The organism is Streptomyces sp. NPDC049627 (assembly GCF_044465645.1).
Taxonomy (GTDB): domain Bacteria; phylum Actinomycetota; class Actinomycetes; order Streptomycetales; family Streptomycetaceae; genus Streptomyces.
Genome location: NZ_JBITLW010000026.1, coordinates 60,096 through 84,629, shown reverse-complemented (window position 1 = coordinate 84,629; position 24,534 = coordinate 60,096). Strand labels below are relative to the sequence as shown.

Sequence of the window (24,534 nt, the reverse complement as noted above, 5' to 3'; positions counted from 1 at the left end):
GGGAACGACGCGACGACATTCATGAGGCATTCCTTGGACTCGCCGTCTGCCTGATCACCCATCGGCACGTCCAGAGGCTTTGTTAGGGCCAGTTAAGGAAGCCGTCCGCTACGGTGACGGGCGGCAGTCATCGATCGCATACGACAGCAGCACCAGTATTCGGGTCGCCGGCGCCCTCGTAGTCAGGTTGTCGGGCCGGGTAGTCGAGGGCCGAGGCGAAGGGCTGACGGTGCATCGGACCGTTGCCGCGCTCCCCGGTGAACTGCCCACCTCATGCCTGTTGTCCGGGCTCCAGGGCAGCAACGGTGAGGCACAGCTGGAGATCAGGCCGTGATCCAGACCACGGTGGGCATTCCCACCGAACCGATCGGCAGCATCCCGCGGCCCGCCGAGCTGCTCGCCGCCATGGCGGACCATGCAGCGGGCCGGATCGGCGACGAGGAACTCGCCGCCGCCCAGGACCGCGCCGTCTGCGACACCGTCCGCCGCCTGGAGGAGATCGGCTCCCCGGTCGTCACCGACGGCGAACAGACCAAACCCAGCTTCGCCACCTACCCCCTGACCGGCCTGAACCGACTGGCACCCGACGGTGTCATCATCCCGTTCGCCGACGGGCACCAGCGGCAGCTGCCCCGCCTTACGGCCGGACCACTGCGCTACGGCGTGTACGCCGACCGCTACCTGCACGCCGCACTCCGGCACGCGGCCTCTCCGGTGAAGCAGGCCGTCATCGCGCCGTCGGCGCTCAGCCTGCTCTACCCACCCGACGGCATCGAGGGATACCCCCGCGAAGCCTTCCTCGACGACCTCACCGCCGAGGCCGAGGCGGACATCCGTCGATGTCTGGACGCCGGCGCCCACCGTGTCCAGCTCGACTTCACCGAGGCCCGTCTCGCGCTGAAGCTCGACCCGAGCGGCAGCCTGCTGGACCAGTTCATCGCCCTCAACAACCGCGTCCTGGACCGCTTCTCCAGCACCGAACAGACCAGGATCGGAGTCCACACCTGCCCCGGCGGCGATCAGGACTCCACCCACAGCCTGGACGTCGACTACACGGCTCTGCTGCCCGCACTGCTCCGTCTCAAGGCCGGTGCCTTCTACATCCAGCTCGCCAGCGAGCCGGAACCGGACAGGGTCCTCGCCGTGCTCGCTGAACATCTCCCCGACCAGGCCCAGGTGTTCATCGGCGTCACCGACCCGATCGACCCACGTGTCGAAACGCCTGAGGAGGTCCGCGACCGTGTCCTCGCCGCCGCCCGTCACCTGCCCCCCAACCGTCTGGGCACCTGCGACGACTGCGGCTTCTCTCCCTTCGCCGACGACACCTCAACCTCCCGCGACACCGCCTTCGCCAAGATCAGCGCCCGCATCGAAGGAACCGCCCTGGCCGCCCGCGAACTCGTGAGCGAACGCCCCGGACCGTCATCGACGCTTGCCGGTTAAGTCAGGGCGTGCTTCACAACGGCCTGCACGACATGCCGGGGTTGCGCAGGCTGTCGTATTGAGGGAGGGCCCGCCGTGCAGGCGGCCACCCCCTCATCAGCCGAGCGAATCACCTCTCTTCAGCCGCGGTGGCTGCGAGCCAGCTGGCGCTTCGGCGTCGGTCAGATCAGCCCCACGGACCAGATCCATCTGGCCTACGCACCTCACGGCCAGAGAAGAAAAACACTTGCTTGGACCGTTTCCTGTGGTGAGGCGGATGTTGGCCCGGCATGGGGCGGGGAACGTGGAGTTGGATCGTGCCGGACGGCTTGTGGGAGATGGAGCGGGCGCGGCAGCTGGTGATGCTGCCGCGGATATCGGCGGCTGGAACGCCGGCCTTGCGGCAGAGCATGGGGATGATGCTGTCGATGTAGCCGCTGGAGACGGCGCGGGTGCGTAGGAGAACAGGAAGTCGATCTGTTCGCCCGTCCGACTGTCGGTGCGCTTGGGCTGGCTTGGGCGCAGGGCTTCCCAAGTGTTGATTGCCGTCCCGAGCAGCGGGTCGACCGGCTTCGTGAACGCTGCTGCCGGTTTTGTGTGCGGGGACGTCGAGAGGCAGACCGTGTCCCGGGCGAGGATCTGCGTGGCGTTGCCGGCGATGCACGTGCGGTGTCCGGACCGGCTGCGGGAGGAGCTCTACCGGCAGGTTCTGGACCAGCTGGCGGAGCTCTCCCCGGTGATGCAGGCCGTCCCGCCCACCGCGGCGCTCGTGGAGCTGAAGGGAGCGCTGCGCTACCACGGCACCGACGCCCGCCACCTGGGCGAGCTCCTGCGCGTGCGCACCCTGTCCCGCCTCGGGGCCGACGTCCGCGTCGGTATCGGCCCCTCGATGAATCCCACGGGTTCGCGGATTCCTGCACCTCGCCGATGGGGAACTCGCGGGTCGTCGAGAGTTGGATCTCCTACGCCAAGCACCCCGGCGCCGGCTCGGCCTCGCGCAGGCCAACGGCTCGGCTCACGGCGAGGGTTCATAGACGGGTTCTGAGGCGCCGCCGTGCAGTCGGCGAGACCGATGCGGCGCTGGAGTTCCTGTGCGAGGCTGAGGTGGCGCTGCGGTGGTCAGACACTGATGGTTTCCCACCATCGCCCGTGATCGTTTCACAGCTCGCTGCTCAACGGCTGGGCCGCAAGGTGCTGAAAGCGCCAAGAAGAAAAACACGTACTCACGCCCTACCCGCGTATCAGGGGCGGAAGACGTCAGCGTGTGCGGCGGCCCATTGGGCGAAGGTCCGCGGCGAACGGCCGACAACTTCCTCGACCGCTGAAGTCACCCTGGCCACCGTCTCGGGCACGGTCGCCCACATGTGCAGCATGAACTCGATGCCCTCCTCGGGCCAGCCCTCAGCCCGCCATTGCCGACGTGCCTGATCATCGGTCAGCTCGGTGAAACGGATCTCACGGCCGGTCGCCCGCGCGATGGCAGACACCTTGTCGGCCGGCGTGAGCGCTTCGGGCCCCGACACGATGAAACGCCTTCCTGCGTGGCCACCCCCGGCAAGCACAGTAGCGACAACGTCGGCGACATCTCTCTCGTCGGCCGAAGCGGTCCTGCGATGCGCGTACGGCTCACGGACCTCCGCCGTATCGCGGATGGCCTCAGCCCACCTCAACGCGTTGGACATGAAGTCGATCGGCCAGATGAACGTCCACTCCAGGCCGCTGTCACGCACGGCTTGTTCCAGCTCTCCTTCTTCGCCGACCGCCAAGACCGTCATCCGCCGTACACCCGCCTCGGCGGCCATCGCCATGATCTGCGGCCCTGTACGCAACGGGGCATGGTCGTGCCCGGTGGTTCCGATCAGGTGCAGGGCGGAGACCCCGTCGAGAGCCGCTGCCAGCGTCTGCGGCTTCGTGAGGTCGCCACCCACCACTTCGACGTCGTCGGGCAGACCGGTCGCCTCGGCCGGGGCACGCGTGAGCGCGCGAACCGTCTGTCCGGTCTGCCGAAGTCGCTCGACCACGTGGCGCCCCAGATTTCCCGTCGCGCCAGTAACCAGAATTGTCACGTCGCTCCCTGCTGCTGTCTGTTGAGGTCGGCATCGCTCTGAGCGGTGGCCGAACCTTCCGGTTCCCCGGTCGCAGACGACAGTAGGAGGCATCTAGGTCAGATTCTGTCCGCAATCCGATCGCCCACGTTGCCCTTGCCTGTCCTGCCGCAGTGAATGCCGGATTTACTGCGGCGGAGCCTCTACTGAGACCACCGCTATCCGCATCAGCGGGTCGGCCGCCGGCCTAGCCTCGCACCAGCTGCTCCGGGCTGGGAGCCCCGGAGCAGCCGTGCATCGGTGCCTGTGGGTCCGGTCCGGGTGTAGATCATCAGAGGTTCATGGCTGCAGGGAGTCGGGGGTGGCGGCCGGGGTGAGCGGCGCGCAGGTACTGCATGGCTGTGTGCGGAGACAGGCCGAAGAGGCGGATGAGGTGTACCGGGTCGCCGGTGTGCTTGGCTTCGTCGAGGATGCGGTCCATGCGCAGTCGGCCGGCTTGGAGGCCGGCGCGGCGCAGGGGTTTGTTGATGGCTTTCGTACTGATCTGAGGGTCGGTGTCGTCGACGGCGGTGTGGGCGGTCACCAGGAGGTAGGGGTTGGTGCTGGTCGGCCAGCGGCGGTGGCGTTGTGCCAGCCACAAGGTGGCGTGGTGGAAGGTGAGTTCGTCGAGGTAGAGGGTGTGGTCCAGACGGCGTTCGCGGTGTACGACGAGGGTGGCGCGGCTGAGGTCGAGGTCGTGCAGGAGAGGTCCGCGCTGGTCGTGGGTGCCCAGGGCGTGGACGGCGGCGAGGAGGAAGCTGAGCCGGTCACGTACGGTGGCCAGCCGCTGGAGCGTGCCGCGGAGTTGGTCCTCGGGCAGCGGCTTGGGTAGCGCGCGGGCCGTGGTGAGCGACACGCGGCGGGCGGGGTTGCGGAAGATGGGCTTCTCCCGCTTCGGCGCGCTGCAGAGGGAACGCAGCGCGGTCGCCATGCTCTTGGCCCTTTCACCGTGATGCGGGTGGAGGGCCTGTTCGATGTGCTCGCGGGTGACGGCACGAAGACGGTCAGCCCGGCGCTGTGCCAGGCGTACAGCACAGGCGCGGTCCTGAGCAGGTAGGGAGACGACCGTAGGGGGCCAGCGGGCGGCTGGGCCGGGATCCTGCAGCACACAGGACGTCGATCCACCGGTTCAGCGGTATACGGAAGACGTCCGGGGCGGTGTCGGCGAGACACCGGGCCCGGCCCAGGGCCGCGTTGCTCGTGCGGTCGGGCACGAGCTGTCCGGTCAGCCGGAGGTAGCCGACCACGCGGGCACCAGCGCAGTGGTGACGTCGGGCGAGGAGGCGGACGTCCTCTTCCAGGAGCGGGGCAGACACACCGAGGTGGGCCAGCAGGGTGCGCAGGGTGCGCATGGCCGGGGTGATCGATCCCTGCGCCCACCTGCGGCTTCGGCCGTGGGCGGCGAAGTCGGAGAGCACCTGGCAGGCCTCGGTCGTCAGCGCCGGCAAGTGCTGCGTGCGCCACTACGGCATCCACTACGTCGGCTTGCTCGCTGCCGTACCGCCCGCCACCGTCCAGCGCCTGCTGGGCGGCCGCGCCGGCCGCACCGCAGCCGACCGGGCCCGCGGCATCGACCCGCGCCCCGCCGTCCGCCGCACCGCTCCCGCCGCAAAGACGGTCGGCTGCGCCTTCCCCCGGCACACCCTGGACGGCGCCGACGTTCCGCGCCGCCCTGCTCGACCTGGTCGTCCGCCTCGGGCTCCTGCTGCGCCGCCGCGGCCGGGCGGCCCGCGCACTGACCCTGACGCTGACCTTCGCCGGCGGCGCCAGCTGGGAGAAGACCCGTCGCCTTGCCAAGCCGTCCGCGCACGACGAGGACCTGCGCGCCCTCGCCTACCAGCGGCCCCACCCGGACCGGCAGCGGGCCGAGCGCTGTCGGTAGGACGACAGTGATTGCGGATGGCGGCTACCGGGGCACCGGCATGAAGACCCGGAGGATCCTCCGCGACTGCCGGCTCAAAGGCGACGGCGTCCACCATGCCCTGCTCGGAATCGCCGGCCTTCATAACCTCGTCCTCAGCGGCTGACCCAGAAGCGAGACGCGCGAGCAGGCCGCCTACAGGCCGTCTCAGAACACTTACGGGACAGCCGTCCGCTGGGAACCCCGAACCGAACTCCACGACACCTGCTGTTCTAGAAGGACGCTGCGACCGGGGAGTTGAACGCGGAAGTGGCCGCTGATGAGAACCAGGAGAGCTGTGCGTTCCTCGCCCTTCACCCACTGCAGTCGCTCATCGCCACGGGGGTGCGCACCCCATTTGATCTCCACAGCCTCGCTGTGGCGCGGATCGCCAGTCTCCTTGAAGTGTCCCAGGAGCCATCCACGGTCCAGTGCCGCATCCTTGCCCGCGTTGCCCACGTAGACGCTGTCGTTCACCTGGCCGGACGCTAGCAGCTGCTCTCGTGAGCGCCATCACACTGCGCAAGATCAGAGGTAGACACCATGGGCGCTGCCGACGATCACTCTCGTTTCACATGGGGAGGATGCCAACTGGGCCCGGGTACCCAGACGGTGGTGCCCCGGAGTTTACGTGCGGCGGCGTGCTCGCTCCCCTCTCTCTCAGCCCTTCACCGCCCCCGATGTGAGGCCTTGGACGATGTGGCGGCTGGCGAAGGCGAACAGGAACATGGTGGGCAGGATGGTGAGCACGGCCGCCGCGGACATCGAGCCCCAGTCGATGTTGAAGCTGGAGATGAAGCCGTTCAGGGCCGTGGGGACGGTCTTGTTGCTGTCGCTGTTCATGAGCGTCACCGACAGGAACAGTTCGTTCCAGCAGTTCACGAAGTTGAAGATGAACGCGGCGATGATGCCTGGGCGCATCACCGGCAGCAGGACGCGGAACAGCGCTGTGAACCGGGACAGGCCGTCGATCATGGCGGCCTCCTCCAGCGCGTCCGGAATGTTCTCGAAGAAGCCGCGCAGCATCACTGTGCAGAAGGGGATGCACACCGCGATGTAGACCAGGATCAGTCCGAGTCGGTTGTCGACCAGCTTCAAGTCGGTCATCAGCAGATAGAGCGGTCCGAGTGCGATGAACGACGGGATCATCTGGGTGACCAGCGCGGCCATCAGCAGGGCGGACTTGGTACGGAACTCGAAGCGGGCGAGCACGTAGGCCGAAAGCATGGAGATCGCCGTGGCCGTCGCCCCGGCCACCGTCGAGACGATGAGGCTGTTGGCGAGATAGGTGCCGAAGTCGGCCGTGCCGAACAGACCGCTGTAGTTCTCCAGGGAGAAGCGCTCGGGCCAGTAGGCGAGCGGGAAGCGGAAGATGTCGCCGGGTGCCTTGAGCGAGGTGACGGCGATCCAGTAGAGCGGGAAGACGGTGAGCAGCAGCCACACGCCGAGGAAGGTGAACTTGACGGCCCGGCCGGCCGCGGACTCCTTGCCGATCACGACCTCACCCCTTTCTTCTCGCGCGTGGCCATGAGGAAGAACACCGCGAACACCAGCAGCCCGGCCACCACGAGGAGACCCAGCGCGGAGGCTCTCCCGTAGTCGCCCTGCTGAGTGATCTTGATCATCCAGGTGGTCACGATGTGCGTCTCGTTGTTCGGCCCGCCGCCGGTCATGCCGAAGATCAGGTCCGGGAAGTTGAAGATCCAGATGACCCGCAGCAGCACGGTCAGGGCCAGGGTGGTGCGGATGTACGGGATGGTGATCTGGAACAGCGTGCGCGCCTTGCCGGCGCCGTCCAGCGCGGCCGCCTCGTAGAGCTCGTCGGGAATCGACTGGAGCGCGGCCAGGATCATGATCGCGAAGAAGGTGACGCCGTACCAGATGTTGGCGATGAGTACGGCCGCCATCGCCGTCCTGGGATCCGCCAGCCAGGCGATCGGTTCGTCGATCAGACCGGCCTTCTGCAGCAGGTCGTTCACGACGCCGAACTCGCTGTTGAACAACCAGCGGAAGAGGATGCCGATGAGGAATCCGGAGATCGCCCAGGGAAAGAAGATCAGCGCCTGGTACAGGCCGCGGAAGCGGAAACGGCGGCGCAGCCACAGCGCGAGCGCGAAGCCGATCAACAACTGCGGGACGATCGAGCCGACGACCCAGACCGCGCTGTTGCCCAGTACGGTTCCCCAGGCGGGGTCGGCGAAGACGTCGCCGAAGTTCTTCAGCCCGACCCACGAGGTGTCGGTCAGATCGGTCAGCTTCCAGTTGCGGAAGGCCATCTGACCGCCCGCGATCATGGGGTAGTAGGTGAACACCGCCACGAAGACCGCGGCCGGCGCCATGAAGGCGGCGATGCGAAGGCCGCGCCGGGTGGTGAACTCCCGTCGGCGGCCTCGTGGGGGGAGACCTCGCCTGCGGGAGGCCTCCCCACGGCCCGGGGCCGTCGTCTTCGCCGTGGTGGTGGGCGTGACGGACATGTCTACTGCTCCTGCTGCCACTTCTCGGTCCAGTACGCGTCCCAGCCCGCGAGCAGCTTCTTGGGCGTCGTCTTGCCGAGGATCAGTTTCTGCACGTCGGCGTCCGCCCTCTGCTGCCACTCGGCCCACCAGCTGACGCCGCGCGGCTGGGTGACGACTAGGTACTTGTCCGGCTGCTCGGTCATGGTGACGTAGCTCGACCAGGGGCCGGTCTTGTAGAAGGGGTCACTGGTCGCGGACTTGAGGATCGGCACCAGGCTGTTCTTCTTGGTGAACGTCGTCGAAGCCTCGCCCTGGGACAGGAACTCGACCAGCTTCACGGCCTCGGCCTTGTGCCCGCTGCCCTTCGCCACACCCCATCCGGCCGTGGCCAGCGGCTGCACGGTCTTGCCTCCCGGCCCGGCCACCAGCGGCGCGGTGTCCCACTGGTCCTTGGAGATCGACTTCGACTCGGAGACCGTGGCGATCACCTCGGGGTCCTGCAGCAGGAACGCCGTGGAACCGTTGGAGAAGGCTTCGACCATCTCCGGGTAGCCCCACGAGACGGACGACTTCGGGGACGCCCGCTTGAAGAGCTCGAGGTAGTTCTCGATGGCGTCCTCCGCCTCGGGGGCGGCGAAGATCGTACGGCCGTCCCTCAGCTTGAAGCCGTTGGCCGGGTCGACCCGGCCGGCGAGGTAGGCCTCGATGGCGGCGGTGGCGTTGCTGTTGGAGTTGGCGCCGCCCCGGAAGGCGTAGCCGTAGCGGCGTTGTCCCGGGTCGTGGATGGCGGAGGCCTGCTCCAGCAGTTCCGCCCAGGTGGCCGGCGGCTTGCTGAAGCCCGCCTTCTCGATCAGGTCGGTGCGGTAGAAGAGGCTCAGGCCGTAGAAGCCGTACGGGACGAAGTAGGTTCTGCCTTTGGCGTCCTGGGAGGCGTTGACGGCGTTCTCCGTCATGGCCTGCCAGCCCTTCCAGCCGTCGAGGTCCTTCTTCATGTCGTAGAGCCAGCCGTTGTTCGACCAGGGCCCGACCGTGATGTCACGGACCTCCAGGACGTCCACCCCGCTGCCGGACTGGAGCATCTGCTGGAGCTTTTGGTCGGCCTGCTCCGTGGGTGGGGAGACCAGGTTGACCTTGATCTTCGGGTTCTGCTGCTCGAAGTCGGCTATGAGCTCTTCGAGCAGGTCGGTACGGGTCGGGTTCGTCAGGCTCTCGACCATGTTGAGGGTGACTGTTCCGCTCGCCTCGGGGCTCATGGTGGAACAGCCGGTCAGGACCATCGCCGCGGCGGTGGCGAACGCTGGAGCTGCCGTCCTTCTTCTCACTGTGCTGACCTCTTCCCTGAGTTTTCTCGTGCCCATTCGCCGAGGACGGGGACGCATTCCTCGGCGAAGTACTCGTAGTCGGCTGCGGTGTTGTAGACATGGGCGGACAGGCGCAGGTAGCCGATGCCGTCGAAACTGGTGAAGGCGGCCTCCACGCCCAGTTCGAGGGCCACCCGGTCGCGCAGCGCGTCGGCCTCGACCCGGTCGGCGGCCAGTCCGTCGGGGAGGCGTACCAGGCGCATGCCGGGCACGGGCATGCCGACGTCGACGGCAGTGTCCTCGCCGGTCACCTCCGTGAACGCGGTGCCGATGACACGGGCGCCGTAGCCCGCCAGGTCGTCCATGTAGCGGCGGGCGGCCGGCCAGCCCCAGGTGTGCTCGACGAAGGCGAGGGATGTCGGTGCCGCCAGGTAGGCGGTGGCGTCGATCGTGCCCTGCTGGTCGAAGCGGTCGGGGTAGGGATCGGCCGCGGCCCAGGAGTCGATGAGGGGATGGAGCCGATCACGCAGCGGGCCGCGGGCGACCAGGGCCGCCGTGCCGCGCGGGGCGCAACCCCACTTGTGCAGGTTGCCGGTCCAGAAGTCGTAGGTCGCGTCGGCGAGCGGGACGGCCAGGAGTCCGGGCGCGTGCGCGCCGTCGACGAGGACGGGGATGCCGTGCCGCCGGGCCTCCGCTCCGATGCGCTCCACCGGCAGTCGTCGCGCGGTCGCCGAAGTGATCTGATCGACGACCGCGAGCTCGGTGGCCTCGCTGAGTTCCGCGGCCACGGCCTCGTACGCCTGCTCCTCGTCCGCGTCCAGCGGCACCCGGGCGGTACGCACCCGACCGCCCCAGCGATGTGCCAGCCGCTCGGCACCCATCGTGACGGCCCCGTAGCCGTGGTCGGTGACGACGACCTCGCCTCCGCGGCGAAGGGTGAGGGCGGCGTAGACGACGCTCGCGCCTGCGCTGGCGTTCGGCACCAGGGCGAGGTCGCCGGCCCTGACGCGCAGAAAGGAGGCGAGTTCGGCACGGGCGGCGGCGAGCCGCTGCGGCAGCGCCGGGAACCACACCACAGGCGAGCGTTCCATTTCCGCACGCAGCTGCTGCTGTCGCTCCTGCGCCACCAGTGGAACGGCCCCGAAGGAGCCGTGGTTCAGGTGCTTGAGGGCAGGATCCAGCGACCACGCCAGGCCGGCGGGCCGGCCGTCGGCCAGCAGCAGGGGGCGCGGCGCGGTGGTCACGTCCGTCTCGCTCACAGGACTCCACATCTGGGCAGGGCGGGGCTACGGAAGGTCGGGCTCCGCCAGACACATCTGATGACTCGGCATCCTGCACACCTATCGTGGACGAAACAAGGTGTCGTACAGTGAAAGTCATCAGATGACTTTTGTTCGACACGCTTCCGACGCATCTGTGACTCGCTACAGTGCTCCGAAGGGACCGCGGCATGATCGCCAGTCCGCCAGGGGAGAAGAGGGGACGGATGTCCGCAGTCGAGAAGGCGTTCCACGGCCTACGACACATGATCGCGTCGGGACGCCTCGGTCCGGGCGAGCGCATTCCACCCGAGGGCGAACTCTGTGAGGAGCTGGGCGTCTCACGGGGATCGCTGCGCGAGGCCGTACGGATGCTCGCCGCCCTGGGCGTCATCGAGCCGCGCCACGGCTCGGGCACGTACGTCTCCCAGCTCAGGCCCGAGGATGTGATCGGCAGCCTGTCCCTGACTCTCGAACTCCTCCCGCTGTCAGGTCTGTTGGAGGTATACGAGATCAGGCGTGTCCTGGAGGCCCACGTCGCCGCCCAGGCGGCGGCCCGCTGCACGCCGGAGACGGTGCGCACGCTCTTCTCGCTCATCGAGGACATGGAAGCCACGAGCGACCCCAACAAGGCATCCGAACTGGACCACCGTTTCCACGCGGAGATCGCCCGCGTGGGCGGCAACCCCACGCTGGCCACGCTCTTGGCGGTCTTCCGCGCCCGCTCCCGCAAATACCAGGTCTTCACCCTGCCCGAAGGCCCCGAGCTGCGCAGGAAGAGCGATGACGACCACCGGGTCCTGGCCACCGCCATCGCCGACCGCGACCCGGTCGCCGCGGCAGGTGCGGCGCAGGCGCACGTCGCGCAGACGGAGCGGTGGCTGCGCGCGTTCATGCCGCCGGTCGAGGAGGCCGGCAGCACGGACTGACCGTCCGGGGAGAATTGCTGTCCGCGTCGCAGCGGCCGCCGCGCCAATGCGCGCGTCGATCCTCGGACGAGAAGCCAGGCCGTTACGCGATGCGGGGTCGACCGGCGCGCCCGCCCAAGACTCCCGGGGGCGGGGACCACGAAGCCGTTGGCGTGAAGTCCGCTCGTGAAGGCGATCCCTCCTGGAAAGCAGCGACGGGCCGCTGTCAGGTCGGCGGGCGCTCACCTGGCGTCGGGTCGACAGGGAGCGCTCAAGTCCCAGGTGACGGAAGCGGATCTGGCCGTCCGTGCGAGGGGCGATTCCACAGCTCGTTGCTCGGGCATGGACATAGTTGATTGCTCGGGCATGGGCATAGTTGAGCGGCTTGGCTGTGTCCGTCTCGCCGGGCGCCGGCGCGTGCTGATGGGGCCGGCCATAGGCTGTCTGCCACGGTCCGTACTCCTTCGGCAGATCCCGCCAAGGGCACCAGTCCGCACCCGCCAGCGGGTCCCGTCAACCAGCCTTCGCCGACCGACCGACGGCCTGTCAGTCTGTGCCACAGGCAGCAACGGCTCAAGCACTGACCGCCGCTCATCGGAGAGATCCCCACGCCGAGATCGTCACGGCATGAAGCGCGGCGAGGCAGCTTCTTCTGAAGCGCGCCCTCGGAGAGGAGGGGCGAGCCTGCGGATGCACTGGGAGCGGCAGTACCGGGCGCCGTGATCACCCACTGTGTTCGAATTGACACAGAAGGTCATTCGTCGCGTACTGGGCATAAGGGCCCATTCCCTCATGAATTCGGTCGGTGGTGCATCCAGCGCCCGTCGGATCCCCCCTCCCTTCTCCCCCTGGAGCGGCAAATGACCGTGCAGCATGCGACGACCCCCACCGTTCTGGTGTACGAGGACGATCCCGGAGCTCCTCTGCAGGAAAACGTGCCGGTGCGGCACCCGGTGCCGCAGCTCGACACACAGCCCTTTCCGACGGCCATCGCCGAGGCCGCGCCGCAGCCGGACAGTGCCGGGCCGGGAACGCCGGCCTTCCGCTACTGGGTGGCGGCAGACGCGCTGAGCACGGCCTGTCAGACCTGGGGTCCGCTGGTTCCCGCAGGAACGCAGTGGGTCCCGTCGGTCGGACGTGTCCTGACCGTGCATCTCGACGAGGGAATCGACCTCAACGCCTTCTACGACAGGCGAGGCCTGAAGTTCTTCCACCAGAGGGTGGAAGGAGTGGACGTCTTCTCGGGCATCAGCCGCGATATCGTCACGCACGAGTTTGGCCACGCGGGCCTGGACGCCCTGCGCCCCCAGCTGTTCAACGCGGCGATGCACGAGTCTGACGCCTTCCACGAGGCGTTCGGTGACATCAGTGCGCTACTGTCCGCACTCCAGTTGGAGTCGCTGCGGATGAGCGTTCTGACCCAGACGGAGGGCCGCCTCGAGCAGTCCTCTCGGGTGTCGCGGCTGGCCGAGCAACTGGGCTGGGCGGTGCGCAAGGTCGTACCGGATGCGGCCGAACCGGACTGCCTGCGCAACATGTCCAACCACTTCTTCTATCGCGACCCGGTGCAGCTGGCGCCGCTCGGACCCGCGAACATGCTCACCAGTGAGCCCCACTCGTTCTCGCGGGTGTTCAGCGGCGCGTTCCTGAAGATCGTCGCGGGGATCTTCCGCCAGCAGGACAGCCAGGACCAGGCCGCTCTGGCCGAGGCGGCCCGGATCGCCGGCCAGCTGCTGGTGGACGCCGTCGTGGCCGCGCCGGTGGTGCCGGGCTACTACGCACAGGTCGCGGGCCACATGATCGCTGCGGACCAGCGTCGCCACGGTGGCAAGTACGGTCCGTCCCTGCGGTCGGCGTTCACCCGCCACGGAATCCTTTCCCTGGGCGCTGCCACATCCCTCACCGCGGCGGAGGTGACGCGCCGAGGCTTCGCCATGACCGAGGCGACGCCGGGCGGCAGTGACGATGAGGGCCTGACGGCGGTCACGGTGCAGGGGAGGGAGTACGGCATCAAGGGGCCGATCACCCTCTACGCCCCCGGGGAGGCCCGCCGGTTCGGCATCGCCGGCTCCGACCCCGCAGGCGGCTCGGTGCGGCCCGCTGACCCCGAGCAGATCGCAACGTCCTACCTGGAGGACCTGCTCCGCCGCGGGCGGGTCGAGATCCCCGCCGAGCACCGCACCGAGGTTGCGGTCGTGGACGACAGCCCCACCCGGCTCAAGACCCACGAGATCGCCCGGAGCGAGACCGTTGACGGCCTCGCTCTGGTCCGGCGCTGCTTCGACTGAAGAGTCGGCCGCGTAGTCAGCTGAAAAAGCGCAGACGACGGACGGTTAGCCGTCCGTCGTCCTCGCGCTTGACGACGTGGGTCGTCCGGGACGTCGGCTCCTCGCCCTCGAACACTGCCTGGCCCCGTGCCACCAGATCGCTGACGTAATTCTCAGTCGCCTGGCGCTCAGTCTCGTCGTTCTGCTCGTGCCCGTCCTCGCCCGAGGCCGGGTGCGTGTCATTGTCCGTGCCCATATGTGAACTCTATTCCGTCAGTGTCCACGGCCCGGCGAATGTCAGAGCAGTTGCGGCGACCGAACCGGCTGTCCTGGCGGCGAAATCGGTGTCGTGGTCCTGGTCGCGGAGCGTGGCCCCTGGAGGGTGGTACTGCCGGGTGCCGGTCCCGGGCGCGCCGTCGGAGGGGAGAGAGGAGAGGTCTCGGATACGGCGACGGCCACCCATCCCCGCTCATGGAAGCTCGCGTGGTCGCTGCGTCGCACCGCTGGGTCGCAAGGGCCCGTGAGGTGCTGGACGGTCACCGCCGGATCGAAAGCGGGTACGGTGCGTACGACGAGGGCGCCGAGCGCGTCGGAAGCCCCCAGGACCGGGCCCGGTACGGAGGACCCCGCGTGGCTCTCGACCTTGGGCGTGCTGCCCGCTCCAGTCCCGCGATCCAGTCCCTCTGCAAGCCCCCGGCGATACAGTCGCCCCCACGGCGGCGGCCCGGGCGTAGGACTTGCTGCCGACGAGGCCCTGTTCCTCGACGTTGAAGAGCACGAAGCGCACGTTGCGGGTGGGCTGCCTGCCACCCGCTCGCAGGGCGGCCAGACACTGGGCCGCGGCCATGACTCCCGCCGTCCCGCTTCCGTCGTCATCGGCTCCCAGTGCCGGTCCACCGCCGGTCGTAGGGGCAAGGTTCGCCGTTCGCGTCCACGAAGTCACCGCTTGACGCGGTCGAGTCCATGTGGCCGTGATACGGACGGTGGAATCTGCCCCAGCGACTCGGTGCTCGGCTTCCAGGTTGAACAGCTGTCGTCCCCGCCACCGGAACGGGTGCCGTTGGACGTGCCGCCCGAGTTCCCCCGAACGGGTGGGCCAGCGCCTCGACGACCCGCGCGTTGTCCTCGGCCGCCGCATCCCTGCTGCGGAGCGTCAGTGACTCGCCCTCGACCAGTGGCTCAACGCCGGAGATACGCGCCACATGGCCCCGCAGGGCCTCGGAGGTCACCGCTGCCCGCACTGCGGCGATCGTCTCGGGGGACGGATGGCCGTTGCCGGACGCCGCCCTGGGCCGGCCCGGGCGCGGGATTTCGGCCGCTGCGCGGGTGAGCACGCTCGCCTCTCTCGCCGGGCCGCGAGAGGAGCGTCGGGTCCGGCAGCAGGCGTTCTGTGTGTCCAGGCTTGGCACTCGGCAGGTGCACGTCCTCGACCGGCGGGCACAGCGAGGTACACACCACCCGGTGCGGGCCCGAGCAGAGCGGCCGACGGTGCACCCCTCTCGGCCAGGCGTCGGCGATGAAGCCGTATACGGCCGTGGCGCGCCGCCCCGCGGTGTCGGTGGAGTCCGCCGGCGACGCGCCTCCGTGACCGGACGGTCGTCGCGGATCAGGAAGGCCACCCTGTCCTCCACCGGCTCGCGCCGGTCCACCGTGAACCCGGCGCGTTCGACCCCTTCGGCACCGAGTGCGCTCGCCATGACGAGCACGAGCTGGTCCGAGGCCACATGCACGGGAACGACCTCGGTCGTTTCCGCTGCCCCGGCCGGCTCCAGGCAGGCCCCGGCCGTCCGGCAGCCCAATCCGCGCGAAGACGGGACGGTTCTCCACCGCGGCGAGGCGAACACGGGACCGCGGCGAGGCGAACACCGGATGCGGAGCCGTAGGCATCCCCGCCCCCCGCGCGAACGCTCTCCCCTGGGCATCCTCACCCACGAACACGCAGTCGTCGGTCGGCGCACCCCAGGTGCTCGCCACGGCCAGATCGAAGAGCGTGCGGCTGTCCTTCACACCCCAGTGCACAAGACTCGCGTCCGTGAAACGGGTCCGGGGACGCCTCCTCGAGGGCCGCTGCCACCCGTTCGGCCGCGCCCTCGCCCGGCCCGGGGTTGGAAATGATGCCCTTGCGCACGTCAGGGAGGGCATCGAGGACGGCGACCACCCGGGGCCGGGGCCTGAGCGTCAGTGTGCCGTGGGACTCCACGCGGGCATCCGACAGAGTGGGCCCGACGTCGAAGAACAGCACTGACATGTGAGGTGCCTCCGAAGTGTGGGTGTTCCGTCCTCCGTCCTCTGCCCGCGACTCGTCCCTCCACTGCGCGCGACCCTCCGCCCGTACCCGATTGGCGTAAATGACCTTTACGTTCGGCCCGGAAGTCGGAACTCGAAGGTGCTGCTTCTCAGTTTATGCGTCAATTATCCCTGCCCGTCATCGAGTCGCCCGCCGCATGGCCCGGCGGGACAATGGACACGGGCCCAGCGGCAACACGTTCCCGCTGGGGAGCATCATGCCGGAATCAGCCAAACATCATCACTGCGCGCCGCTGCCGAAAGTCCGGCCGCACAAAGTCCGCCAACGCTGAGGACGCCGCGGCGACCCCCACCGCCAGAACGATCGCCGTCCATGGACCGTCGCGGACCTGAGCGAGATGCAACCGAACGGCCGCGGCGACTTCCCCCTCGGGATGCTCACGCAGCTGTATGAACGCGCAAGAAGGACGGGAGCGGTGTCATGACCTTTCCGGTCGAGATCAAGGTCAATATCGACGGTGATATCGCGGATGCTCTCTCGGCGTTGGGCAGGACGCAGGGCCCGGCCCAAAAGCGCCTCATCTGGTTCGCCGAGAATCCCCAGGGCATCGCGGACGGCCGACTGCTGCTGGACAGTGGTGTGATTGTGAGGTTCAGAAGCGGTGATACCCCGGACGAGTTGGCCGTCAAGTTGCGTCCGTGCACCAAGGCGCAGTTGGTCGGACGGTTCTCCAACCCGTTCGACAGGGAGTCGTTTGAGTACAAGATCGAGGAAGACTGGTCGGGAAGCCGCCGAGTACTCTCCGCCTCCGCCACTCGCGCCCACCCGCAGGGAGCGCTCCTGAACGCCGTGACACCCGAAGCCGATGCCGCCGCACCGCTCGACGCCCGGCAGCTGCAGTTCTTGCAGGAATGCGCACCCGCAGTGCACATCACCAGACTTGTCGCACTGGGCCCGATTGCCTCAACGAAGTTCAACAACGTGCCGCTCGATGACCTGGAGGTCGACGTCGAGCGGTGGACAGTTGCCGACCTGGACTTCCTCGAGCTCTCGATCCGGGTCAAGCCCAAAGACGGCGAGAAAGCCGACGAGTTCGAGACACGGGCCGAACACAAGCAGAAGAAACTCGAATCGGCGGTACGGGACCGGGGAGTGGTGATCTCCGAGAACCCCGAGAACAAGACCCGGCGGGTCCTCACCACCCTGGCCGTCAGCCACCGCTGAGCGCTGGTTCAGACCAAAGGCAGGAGGGCGCCCTTCAGCGGAGGGCCGGTAGCGTCACGTCGATGTCGGGCACTGGCTGGCCGCCGATCACGTGGGTGACCTCGAGGTACGACTCGACGGTCGCTCCACCGGAAGTCGGCGCCGGCGACGCGTCGAGGAACCGCACGCTCTCGGCCGGCAGCGTGAGCGAGGCATCGCCGTCGCCGATCACGGGCACCTTGATGTCCGTCGCAGTGGAGTGATCTCAAACCTGAGCGGCTCGCCGGGCCCGGCATAGGGCCGTCGCGGACCATCGAGACCGAGTCGGCGATGGTCTTGAGAAGGCTAGAGATTCGGGCATGTAGTCCTCACCTGGCTGTGGAGCCGGGTCGCGGCGAATGCTCTATGGCAGAGGCGTCACCAAGGCGTGCCGAAGCTAGGTCGGGAAAGGCGGCAGAAGCACCACCCGGTCGGGACCGGATCTCGCGCAGCGACCCAATGTCAGGCTGTGGTTTACACCGAATGGCGGTGCAGAAGACGTCGCAGGGAATGAAGTGTACGCGGGTAAGGGCCGGTTGGACCTGGGCGCTCGGCTTTGTCCCACCATGAGTTGGCGGGGATGATGACCGCGTGCAGCACCGAGAGGAACTCCCCGAACTACTCGCACGCGCCGGACTCACGGTCATCGAGGAGGTGCGCCCGGGCAGCCTGTTCCCGCCCGAGGCCGGCTGGCGGATCGCGCGGGGGATCGCGGCACCGGTCGGCGGGGCCCGGGAGGCTCTCGATGCCGGGTGGTGGCGGCGTCTTTGCGGTGTCGAAGGTGAGTTCTTGGTGGCTGTCCTCAAGCATCGGATCGGTGGCAACGACTCCTGGTGGACCCGGGTCCGGCACGCCGGGAGCGGCTTGCCGGAGTTGACCGGCACCCCCGGGTTCGTGGCGCTCTCCCTCGACGGGCAGGTGCTGCTGGCCAAGGTGCCTGGTACGGGCGGGCCTCGGGTGACGGCCCTCGACCGACTGCCGGAGCGGCTGGAGGAGGCCGCCGAGGCCGCCGGGCGCGAGACGGAGGCCGAGCGCGCCGAGGTGTGGGCGGCGGTGCCCGGCCGACATGGGTGGCCTCTGCACTGGTTGGAGGGGATCGGGTTCAATCCGGCCGCGACGGACGAACTGCTGATTCGGCTGCTGGATGTGGAGGAGGGCTTCCTGCACGGATGCGACCGGCCCGCCGTGCTCGACGCCGCTGTGGCGCACCCCGATCCGCGGGTGCGGTCAAGGCCCGCCGACACCTTCCGGCCCAAGCTCACGTCCGATCAGTGGGTACGTCTGATCCGCGCCGAGCCATCGCCCGATCGGCGCGTGCTCTGGGCGGAGCAGGCCTGCGTCTGGGGCGCCGAACTCCCCGAGGACCTGTACCGCGACCTCCTGGCCGGTCCCTCCCGCGCGCGAGCAGCCGAACTCCCGGGACTTCCCGCACAGCACCTCCCTGGCCTCGCGGCCGACACCGATCCCCGAGTGCGGGCGGCGGCCTGTGCCCGGTGGGAGGACCTCGCGGCGCCGCTGCGAGAGCGGCTGCTGGCCGACACCGACTGCGCGGTGCGAACGACTGCGCTGCTCACCCACCACACCGTTGTGCCCATGCCTTGTGAGGTTTTCGCAGCCCTGCCCGACCCGCGGCGGGCGCTCGAACGGTGCCGCCTCGCGCCCGAGCTGGAGGCGGAGCTGGTCCGGGACGGGGACGCGGAGATACGCCGGGCGCTGGCCGCCAACCCGGGCCTGGGCGCGCACGGCGTCGCCGTGCTGGCGCAGGACCCGCAGGACGACATCCGCTCCGCGGTGGCGCTGCGCGCCGACCTCACCGAGGAGCAACGTGCCGCGGTCCGCCATGACTTCGATACGACCACGATGTCGCACACCCTGCCCTGGGTCGAGGACCTGCACGGCGACGCCGACGCGATGCGCCGTCTCGCCGCGTCCTCCCACCCGCTGATCCGCCGCAGTGTGGCCCGAGCCCGGCACCTCCCGCCGGACGTCGTGGCGCGCCTGGCGCGGGACGAGGACCGGGTGGTCCGCCTGTTCCTCGTGGAATCGTGCGAGGACGCGCCGGCCGACATGCTGCTGGAGGTCTGGCGCTGGTGGGACGGCAGCTTCAGCCACCCCGACCGGCCCCGCAGCCACCCCAACTTCCCACGAGCGGGCCTGCTGCGCTACACCGCCGACCCCAGCGGGCGAATGCGCCGCCTGGCCCTGGACGATCCCGAGTCGACACCGGCAGATGTCGCACGGCTGGCCCGGGATCCCGAAGCCGAGGTGCGCCGCCGCGCGGCTGAGGACCCCCGGCTGTCACCGGCCGACGCGGTGCGACTGCTGAACGACCCGGAGGCCCACGTCCGCAGCACCGCGGTGCGCAATCCACAGCTGCCGGCCCGCGTCCTGGCCGGACTGCTGCATGACCGCGACACGGCACGCGAAGCGGTTACCAACCCGGCGATCCCAGTCGCCGTCCTGTACCGCATCCTTGCCGCGGCCGCGGCCGCGGCAGCCTCGACAGCCCGGCGCTGAACACCGACACCCCAGCGCGGAGGCCGTGATGGTCCGACACCGAACTCCGGCACGCCCAGGACCGTCCGGGCGATCATGCGTCCCGCCAGGGTGACTCGGCGGAGGGACCTGGTGAGTGCTGTGGAGATGAGTCGCGCGGATGCTGTCGCGCTCGTCCAACGGCGAAACCGAGGACAGCCCCGACGCCCAGGTTCTCTCCCCGCTGAGCTGAGTGAGTGTCACTCAGCTCAGGCACGGGCGTCGGCTCTTACGGTGCAGGTGAGGGCTAAGCGGCGTGGGGGAAGCCCAGCTCGTCGAGCAGTGTGCTGAAGAGGTCTTCCACGGGGGTCTCATGTGAGCGAAGCAGCTCTTCGATCCTGACAGACCGTGGCGTCACGGGAATGCCGGCGGCTGTGGCCCATACAACTGCGCCCTCGGCGTGGGTGGGGATCTCCGCGTTGAGCTCCGCGTGCTTATGTCTCACTGCATCATGGAACTCCGGTGTGTCCAGCCATAGGAGCTGATCTTCGAGATCTTCGGGCTCCTCGGCCAGAAGCCTGGCGGCGATGTCCAGGTTGAGCCATGCCTGCCAACGCCGGCCGGTGGTGTCCAGCCCGGTCACGAGAGCTAGGTCACTGTCGGAGACCTCGGCGACACAGGCCGGTGCCCTGCTCCACTCAACTAGGGCGGGCAGGTCCGCGTCGTCCCATGTTCCGAGATCGAACTGAAGTGTCTGCCAGCCGCCCGGCCGTGACTCCCCTGTGCACATGGTGGCCCTGAGTTCTCCGCCGAGGCTGTCGAATACGGGAGCTTCCAGCAGAGGCCGGCTACTGCGAGCAAAGACCAGGTGGCCCGAGAATCCCCTGGCAGTTCCTCCTTCGAGACGTTGGGCGCACCTTAGGGGCTGCCGCTGACAGCGCAGGCATGCCTGGCATCTGCTCGCGGTCGGCCCGGCTCATCTGGCCCTCAGGAGGACGGCCGTCGACGGCTGCTCAGTGACGTGCTCGCCAAAATCGGCATCTCGACTGGTGGGCTTGCAAGGCAGAGGCGCATGCGTGGGACCGGGTCCACCTCAGGCTCACCCACCGCTCGGCCTGGCTCGGCCTGGGCGGCGAACTCCCCTTGCTCGTCGAGGGGGCATGTTGATCCGGCTCAAGGTCGACCACCTGCTGCGTCGACCGCAGGGCCGCGCCGCGCGCCCTATCCGTCGAAGCCGTCCCGGATGATCTTTCGGGCCACCGTCCTGCGCGCGTCGGCGAGCTCTGCGGTGATGCGGCGTTCCCGGTCGCCGTCCACCACCACGGCCGCAGGCGCGGGCGCACCAGCGAGCAGGCACTTCCGTCGCAGATGCGTCGGCGGATGGGTCGAGTCGACGCTGTGCCCCCTCAGGGCGCCGACACGCCGCTGACGCTCGTACTCGGACTCCGGGACCGAATCCATGTGCGCGGCGAGGTGCTCCCACAGCTCGTCGCCCCGATCCTCGGCCTGCCTGGTGCCGCTCCGTAGGGTCCCGGGCTTGTTGGCCTCGCGCCGCAGGGTGCTGGCGGCGGAGTCCGTGACCAGGAGCCGGTCCATGAGCCCCACTGCGGCCTCGGTGGAGCCGGCACGGGCGGCAACGGAGTCGGCGAGGTACTCGGCGCGCTGAGCGGCGCGCAGCGTCAGCTGGTCCAGCAGCATCAGCATGCCCTGGATCAGCGAGTACGGCACGATCCAGGCCAGGTTGACGGCCATCTCGACGGGAGACGGATTCGCGATCGGGGTGAAGTAGTAGCGCCAGGTGCTCAGTGAACGGTACGCAGTAGCGACGACCAGGCCGTGGCGGGTGTCCCCGTTGCTGTAGTGGCCGAGCTCATGGCCCAGCAGCGCGATCCGCTGCGGCGGTGTGAGGACCTGCCACAGTGGAGGGGATGGCGCATGGTGCGTGGGGGCCGGTGGGCTGTGTTGTGCGCGGCCGCGGTGCTGTTTGTGGCGGGGTGCGGGCAGCGAGCGGCGGAGCACGAGCCTGACTTCGCGAGCGCTGAGGAACTGCCGGAAAGGCTTGGTGCGGATGGCATCACCATCTCGGTCGGCGATCCCGGCGCGCCGGTGAAGGTACACCTGTATGAGGATCCCCGGTGCCCGTACTGCGAGGAGTTCGAGACAACCGGCGGCGGTCCCCAACTGCGGCAGGCGCTGCTCGACCGCTGGGCCAGAGCCGAGTACACGCTCGCCTCCTTCCTGGACGACCGGGTCGGCGGCCTCGGGTCGAAGAAGGCGGTCAACGCGCTGCGCGCCGCGCTGGAGGAAGGCAAGTTCGTGGAGTACCACGAGGTGCTGTACGCCAACCAGCCGGAGGAAAGCGTCGACGGTTACACCGACGCCTACCTGCTTCAATTGGCGGGCAAAGTGGAAGGCCTGCGCAGCGCGAAGTTCGACGCGGCCGTGAGATCCATGAAGTACCGCGCCTTCGTCAACGCCTCCGAGGAGGCCTACGAGAAAGCCGGGGGAGCGAAGGAACCCGAAGGCCCCGGCACGCCCACCGCAGTGATCAACGACAAGCGGATCCCGCTGCGTTACAACGCCCTCCTCCTGGAGGGCGATACGTTCGCCGAACTGTTGCAGAAAATCTATGACCAGCCCACCGAGTGGGAGGACACCGCTCTGTGACCGTTTCCAGGGCGAGGACCTCATCGGAGCCGACCGGGTCGCCCAGCAGATCAGCCTCGATGACCCGGGAGGCAAGGCTGGTGCCGAAGCAGCCATCGACCGCGTCCGGACAAGTTCGGCCCCCGCGTCATCCGGCGCCGTCGCCGTCCTCCGCCGCGCCTCGTGACCCGACCCGCTCGCGCCCGTGGAGGCGAAGCCGATGCTGCGTGACCCGCCCGGATGGCCCGGCAGGCCCCATGGGCTGCCGCGCCGGCCCTACGTGAGGGCCGTCGACAAGGCCCTGGCCGCACGCGGTATCCCGCCCGGCTCGGTGCGGACCGGCAGCACGACAGCGGTACTCGGAGGAGTTCAAGCGGGACGTGGTCGCTCGTGGCCTCCTCGGGCCGGACGGTGACGGAGGTCGCGCGGGAACTCGGCGTCAGCAGGGAGAGTCTGCGGGGCTGGGTGAAGAAGGCGAGCGGTGTCGCAACGTCGAGGCGATCACGGTGCGGGACAGGGCTCATCCGAGAGGCGTAGGCGTGCTTCGGCGGCCGGGTGTGAGCCGGGGCGGGCACCGGATTCGGTAGTCCTCTACGTGGTTTCCCCGATGTCCTGCGGCGACCCGGGACGCGAAGATGCGGGCGAACGGGCTTCCCGGGCCGGAGCGAAAGGACCACGTGTTGGGCTGGATCATCTTCTTCGCCGTCATCTTGGCCCCGTCCCTGATCGGCTTGACCTTCGCGGTCCGTACCGCCCGCCGGGTCGGCAAGGCGGACCGGGCGATGCGTGCCCTTGCTGCTCGTCCTGGCTGGCAGCAGCTCGAGCGCGACGAGGACGGGGCGCAATGGGCCGGTTATGCGGTCCACTTCCCCTGGCTGCTGCGGGCGCAGCACGGGACTACCGTGACCGGCCCGCTCGGCGAGCACCAGGTCACCGTCGCCAGGCTCGTCGAGAACCTGACGAGCAAGGTCGACGCCCACTGGTTGGTCGTCGCGTTCGACGTGCCGGGCAGCCGGCCGAACCTGCGTCTGGAGCGCAACTGGAGTGCGGCGGAGCTCGGGCTCACCTTTCCCATGGATGCGCCGTACCTGCCCATGAGCGATGACCGTGCGGGGACGACCGATCGGTTCTACGCCTCGGAGCTGCCAGAGCGCCTGGTCAAGCTCGCCGGACCGGCGGTCTCGGTGACGAAGGACGGGGTCTGCTTCGTCCACCACCCGCTGCCGGAGGTGGGAGACATGGACAGGCTGCTGGAGGAACTGGCCGGGATGATTCCGGGCCTCGTCGCGCTCGCCGGGGACGGCGCCCCGGAGCGCTGAACGTCCTCACGGGGCTTGGGGACTGTCTGATCAACGGCGGATCTGCTGATCAAGGGAGAGACGCCGCATGAGCGAGACGACGATCGGGCGCGAGCCCGCGGAGGAGGCGGCTGATGGTGCGATGCCGTCGGCCGCGTCGGACGGGCAGCTCGTCGCGATGGCGGCTGACCGGGCCCGTTGCGAGGGCCTGTGGCTGACCAAGCGGGTCTCGGAGTCCGCCCTGAAGGGCGAGATCACCGATCACCTGGCCATGGTGCGGTGAGCCGTGCCGGTTCATCGGCCGTTGTGCTGCTTGCCGTACGCAGTGACTCGTCCGGAAGGCATTGGACGGTGGTCCCGGTCGTGTCGTCCGGCATGCCCCGTCGGCGGTGTTCGTCGGGCAGCAGCGGCCCGTCGGGCCGATCGAAGAAGCGGAGGTCCTCGACACCGTCAGCGCCCGGCGAACCGGGCGCCGATGTGCGGCACTTCGTTGTGTGCCTGGAGGCCTGGCTCAGAGGCTGGGGAAGACGGCCGTGAAGAACAGCCACAGCAGGACGGCCCAGAAGAGCGCCGCGGCCAGTGACACGAGCAGGGAGCTGCGCCACTTCAGTACCAGGAACGGGAACAGCACCAGGGCCGCCCAAGGCCCTGCCACGTCGATGGTCATGCGGGCGGCCTCGCCCAGGGTTGCGGCGCGCCCGGAGGCGATCCGGCGCAGCAGCCGCTGGGAGACGAAGCCGTACAGTCCGAAGACGATCGGGAAGAACCACAGGGGTGTGATCGTGACCAGCTCGGACTCCGAGAACTCATTGAACATGACCATGTAGATGAGTCCGGCCCCCATGACGCCGCCGATCAGCGCGATCACGTAGAGGGCGGTCAGCGCGATCGGCTCGGTGGCACCGGCCGGCACGGACACGGGCGAGGCATACGGAACATCGGTCTGCGGGACCCGGACCACTCGGTGACAGTGGGGACAGCGGGCGTCCTGCCCCGCCCGGTCGGCCGGAGCCGAGATCAAATGCCCG

The 24,534-nt window shown here is 68.9% G+C and carries 22 protein-coding genes and 4 pseudogenes; 12 read left to right on the top strand and 14 right to left on the bottom strand.

What is annotated here, in order from left to right:
- Positions 1 to 345: 345 nt before the first annotated feature.
- A complete protein-coding gene (locus tag ACIBU0_RS44205; protein WP_398830523.1) occupies positions 346 to 1,443 on the top strand; it encodes a cobalamin-independent methionine synthase II family protein in 1,098 nt (365 codons plus the stop codon).
- Between the two features lie 1,220 nt (positions 1,444 to 2,663).
- Here the strand turns inward: ACIBU0_RS44205 and ACIBU0_RS44200 are convergent.
- From ACIBU0_RS44200 to ACIBU0_RS44190, 3 genes are all read right to left on the bottom strand, one after another.
- The gene (locus ACIBU0_RS44200; RefSeq protein ID WP_398830520.1) at positions 2,664 to 3,488 is read right to left on the bottom strand and encodes an NmrA family NAD(P)-binding protein; all 825 of its coding nucleotides are present in this window, start codon (positions 3,486 to 3,488) and stop codon (positions 2,664 to 2,666) included.
- Between the two features lie 310 nt (positions 3,489 to 3,798).
- Entirely contained in the window at positions 3,799 to 4,437 is a 639-nt protein-coding gene (locus ACIBU0_RS44195) for a hypothetical protein (protein WP_398830518.1), read from the bottom strand.
- 73 nt (positions 4,438 to 4,510) lie between these two features.
- The gene (locus ACIBU0_RS44190) at positions 4,511 to 4,954 is read right to left on the bottom strand and encodes a hypothetical protein (RefSeq protein WP_398830527.1); all 444 of its coding nucleotides are present in this window, start codon (positions 4,952 to 4,954) and stop codon (positions 4,511 to 4,513) included.
- 7 nt (positions 4,955 to 4,961) lie between these two features.
- On the opposite strand from ACIBU0_RS44190, the pseudogene ACIBU0_RS44185 reads away from it, so the two are divergent.
- Together ACIBU0_RS44185 and ACIBU0_RS44180 are read left to right on the top strand one after the other, a co-directional pair.
- Positions 4,962 to 5,346 (top strand): annotated as a pseudogene (locus ACIBU0_RS44185) (hypothetical protein); the annotation flags it as partial.
- 28 nt (positions 5,347 to 5,374) lie between these two features.
- Positions 5,375 to 5,533 (top strand): annotated as a pseudogene (locus ACIBU0_RS44180) (IS5/IS1182 family transposase); the annotation flags it as partial.
- A 98-nt stretch (positions 5,534 to 5,631) separates the two neighbouring features.
- Here ACIBU0_RS44180 and ACIBU0_RS44175 read toward each other — a convergent pair.
- From ACIBU0_RS44175 to ACIBU0_RS44155, 5 genes and pseudogenes are all read right to left on the bottom strand, one after another.
- Positions 5,632 to 5,883 (bottom strand): annotated as a pseudogene (locus ACIBU0_RS44175) (signal peptidase I); the annotation flags it as partial.
- A 183-nt stretch (positions 5,884 to 6,066) separates the two neighbouring features.
- On the bottom strand, positions 6,067 to 6,903 hold the full coding sequence (locus ACIBU0_RS44170; protein ID WP_398830516.1) for a carbohydrate ABC transporter permease: 837 nt from the start codon (positions 6,901 to 6,903) through the stop codon (positions 6,067 to 6,069).
- Positions 6,900 to 7,880: a carbohydrate ABC transporter permease gene (locus ACIBU0_RS44165; protein ID WP_398830514.1), complete on the bottom strand. Its 981-nt coding sequence runs from the start codon at positions 7,878 to 7,880 to the stop codon at positions 6,900 to 6,902. Before ACIBU0_RS44165 ends, ACIBU0_RS44170 begins: the two co-directional genes overlap by 4 nt.
- A 2-nt stretch (positions 7,881 to 7,882) precedes the next feature.
- Positions 7,883 to 9,184, bottom strand: a complete 1,302-nt coding sequence (locus ACIBU0_RS44160) for an ABC transporter substrate-binding protein (RefSeq protein WP_398830512.1) — start codon at positions 9,182 to 9,184, stop codon at positions 7,883 to 7,885.
- Positions 9,181 to 10,422 (bottom strand): aminotransferase class V-fold PLP-dependent enzyme, encoded by a 1,242-nt coding sequence (locus ACIBU0_RS44155; RefSeq protein ID WP_398830509.1) that lies wholly within the window; start codon positions 10,420 to 10,422, stop codon positions 9,181 to 9,183. The genes ACIBU0_RS44160 and ACIBU0_RS44155 overlap by 4 nt, the downstream gene beginning before the upstream one ends.
- Positions 10,423 to 10,649: 227 nt before the next feature.
- Here ACIBU0_RS44155 and ACIBU0_RS44150 point away from each other — a divergent pair, with 227 nt between their 5' ends.
- Together ACIBU0_RS44150 and ACIBU0_RS44145 are read left to right on the top strand one after the other, a co-directional pair.
- Positions 10,650 to 11,351: a FadR/GntR family transcriptional regulator gene (locus tag ACIBU0_RS44150; protein ID WP_398830507.1), complete on the top strand. Its 702-nt coding sequence runs from the start codon at positions 10,650 to 10,652 to the stop codon at positions 11,349 to 11,351.
- A gap of 839 nt (positions 11,352 to 12,190) precedes the next feature.
- Positions 12,191 to 13,618, top strand: a complete 1,428-nt coding sequence (locus tag ACIBU0_RS44145; protein ID WP_398830505.1) for a hypothetical protein — start codon at positions 12,191 to 12,193, stop codon at positions 13,616 to 13,618.
- Between the two features lie 16 nt (positions 13,619 to 13,634).
- On the opposite strand, the gene ACIBU0_RS44140 is transcribed toward ACIBU0_RS44145, so the two are convergent.
- Both ACIBU0_RS44140 and ACIBU0_RS44135 read right to left on the bottom strand, forming a co-directional pair.
- The gene (locus tag ACIBU0_RS44140) at positions 13,635 to 13,853 is read right to left on the bottom strand and encodes a hypothetical protein (protein ID WP_398830502.1); all 219 of its coding nucleotides are present in this window, start codon (positions 13,851 to 13,853) and stop codon (positions 13,635 to 13,637) included.
- 213 nt (positions 13,854 to 14,066) lie between these two features.
- On the bottom strand, positions 14,067 to 14,735 hold the full coding sequence (locus ACIBU0_RS44135; protein WP_398830500.1) for a M28 family peptidase: 669 nt from the start codon (positions 14,733 to 14,735) through the stop codon (positions 14,067 to 14,069).
- A 1,590-nt stretch (positions 14,736 to 16,325) separates the two neighbouring features.
- On the opposite strand from ACIBU0_RS44135, the gene ACIBU0_RS44130 reads away from it, so the two are divergent.
- Positions 16,326 to 17,069 (top strand): hypothetical protein, encoded by a 744-nt coding sequence (locus tag ACIBU0_RS44130; RefSeq protein ID WP_398830497.1) that lies wholly within the window; start codon positions 16,326 to 16,328, stop codon positions 17,067 to 17,069.
- Between the two features lie 34 nt (positions 17,070 to 17,103).
- Here ACIBU0_RS44130 and ACIBU0_RS44125 read toward each other — a convergent pair whose 3' ends face one another.
- Entirely contained in the window at positions 17,104 to 17,280 is a 177-nt protein-coding gene (locus ACIBU0_RS44125; protein ID WP_398830495.1) for a hypothetical protein, read from the bottom strand.
- A gap of 398 nt (positions 17,281 to 17,678) precedes the next feature.
- On the opposite strand from ACIBU0_RS44125, the gene ACIBU0_RS44120 reads away from it, so the two are divergent.
- On the top strand, positions 17,679 to 19,604 hold the full coding sequence (locus tag ACIBU0_RS44120; RefSeq protein ID WP_398830492.1) for a hypothetical protein: 1,926 nt from the start codon (positions 17,679 to 17,681) through the stop codon (positions 19,602 to 19,604).
- A 265-nt stretch (positions 19,605 to 19,869) separates the two neighbouring features.
- On the opposite strand, the gene ACIBU0_RS44115 is transcribed toward ACIBU0_RS44120, so the two are convergent.
- Positions 19,870 to 20,352, bottom strand: a complete 483-nt coding sequence (locus ACIBU0_RS44115; protein ID WP_398830489.1) for a hypothetical protein — start codon at positions 20,350 to 20,352, stop codon at positions 19,870 to 19,872.
- Positions 20,353 to 20,621: 269 nt separating this feature from the next.
- On the opposite strand from ACIBU0_RS44115, the pseudogene ACIBU0_RS44110 reads away from it, so the two are divergent.
- Positions 20,622 to 20,788: pseudogene (locus tag ACIBU0_RS44110) on the top strand (transposase); the annotation flags it as partial.
- Here the strand turns inward: ACIBU0_RS44110 and ACIBU0_RS44105 are convergent.
- The gene (locus ACIBU0_RS44105) at positions 20,784 to 21,581 is read right to left on the bottom strand and encodes a M48 family metalloprotease (protein WP_398830487.1); all 798 of its coding nucleotides are present in this window, start codon (positions 21,579 to 21,581) and stop codon (positions 20,784 to 20,786) included. The pseudogene ACIBU0_RS44110 and the gene ACIBU0_RS44105 sit on opposite strands and share 5 nt — an antisense overlap.
- On the opposite strand from ACIBU0_RS44105, the gene ACIBU0_RS44100 reads away from it, so the two are divergent.
- The 4 genes from ACIBU0_RS44100 to ACIBU0_RS44085 all read left to right on the top strand — a co-directional run bounded on the left by ACIBU0_RS44100 (position 21,498) and on the right by ACIBU0_RS44085 (position 23,789).
- On the top strand, positions 21,498 to 22,229 hold the full coding sequence (locus ACIBU0_RS44100; protein WP_398830484.1) for a DsbA family protein: 732 nt from the start codon (positions 21,498 to 21,500) through the stop codon (positions 22,227 to 22,229). The genes ACIBU0_RS44105 and ACIBU0_RS44100 overlap by 84 nt on opposite strands.
- Positions 22,230 to 22,448: 219 nt before the next feature.
- On the top strand, positions 22,449 to 22,745 hold the full coding sequence (locus ACIBU0_RS44095) for a transposase (protein ID WP_398830481.1): 297 nt from the start codon (positions 22,449 to 22,451) through the stop codon (positions 22,743 to 22,745).
- A gap of 143 nt (positions 22,746 to 22,888) precedes the next feature.
- Positions 22,889 to 23,527: a hypothetical protein gene (locus ACIBU0_RS44090; RefSeq protein WP_398830479.1), complete on the top strand. Its 639-nt coding sequence runs from the start codon at positions 22,889 to 22,891 to the stop codon at positions 23,525 to 23,527.
- Positions 23,528 to 23,594: 67 nt separating this feature from the next.
- The gene (locus ACIBU0_RS44085; RefSeq protein WP_398830478.1) at positions 23,595 to 23,789 is read left to right on the top strand and encodes a hypothetical protein; all 195 of its coding nucleotides are present in this window, start codon (positions 23,595 to 23,597) and stop codon (positions 23,787 to 23,789) included.
- A gap of 228 nt (positions 23,790 to 24,017) precedes the next feature.
- Here the strand turns inward: ACIBU0_RS44085 and ACIBU0_RS44080 are convergent, their stop codons facing one another.
- Complete coding sequence (locus tag ACIBU0_RS44080) at positions 24,018 to 24,425, bottom strand: hypothetical protein (RefSeq protein ID WP_398830476.1); 408 nt, start codon at positions 24,423 to 24,425, stop codon at positions 24,018 to 24,020.
- Positions 24,426 to 24,534: the final 109 nt, after the last annotated feature.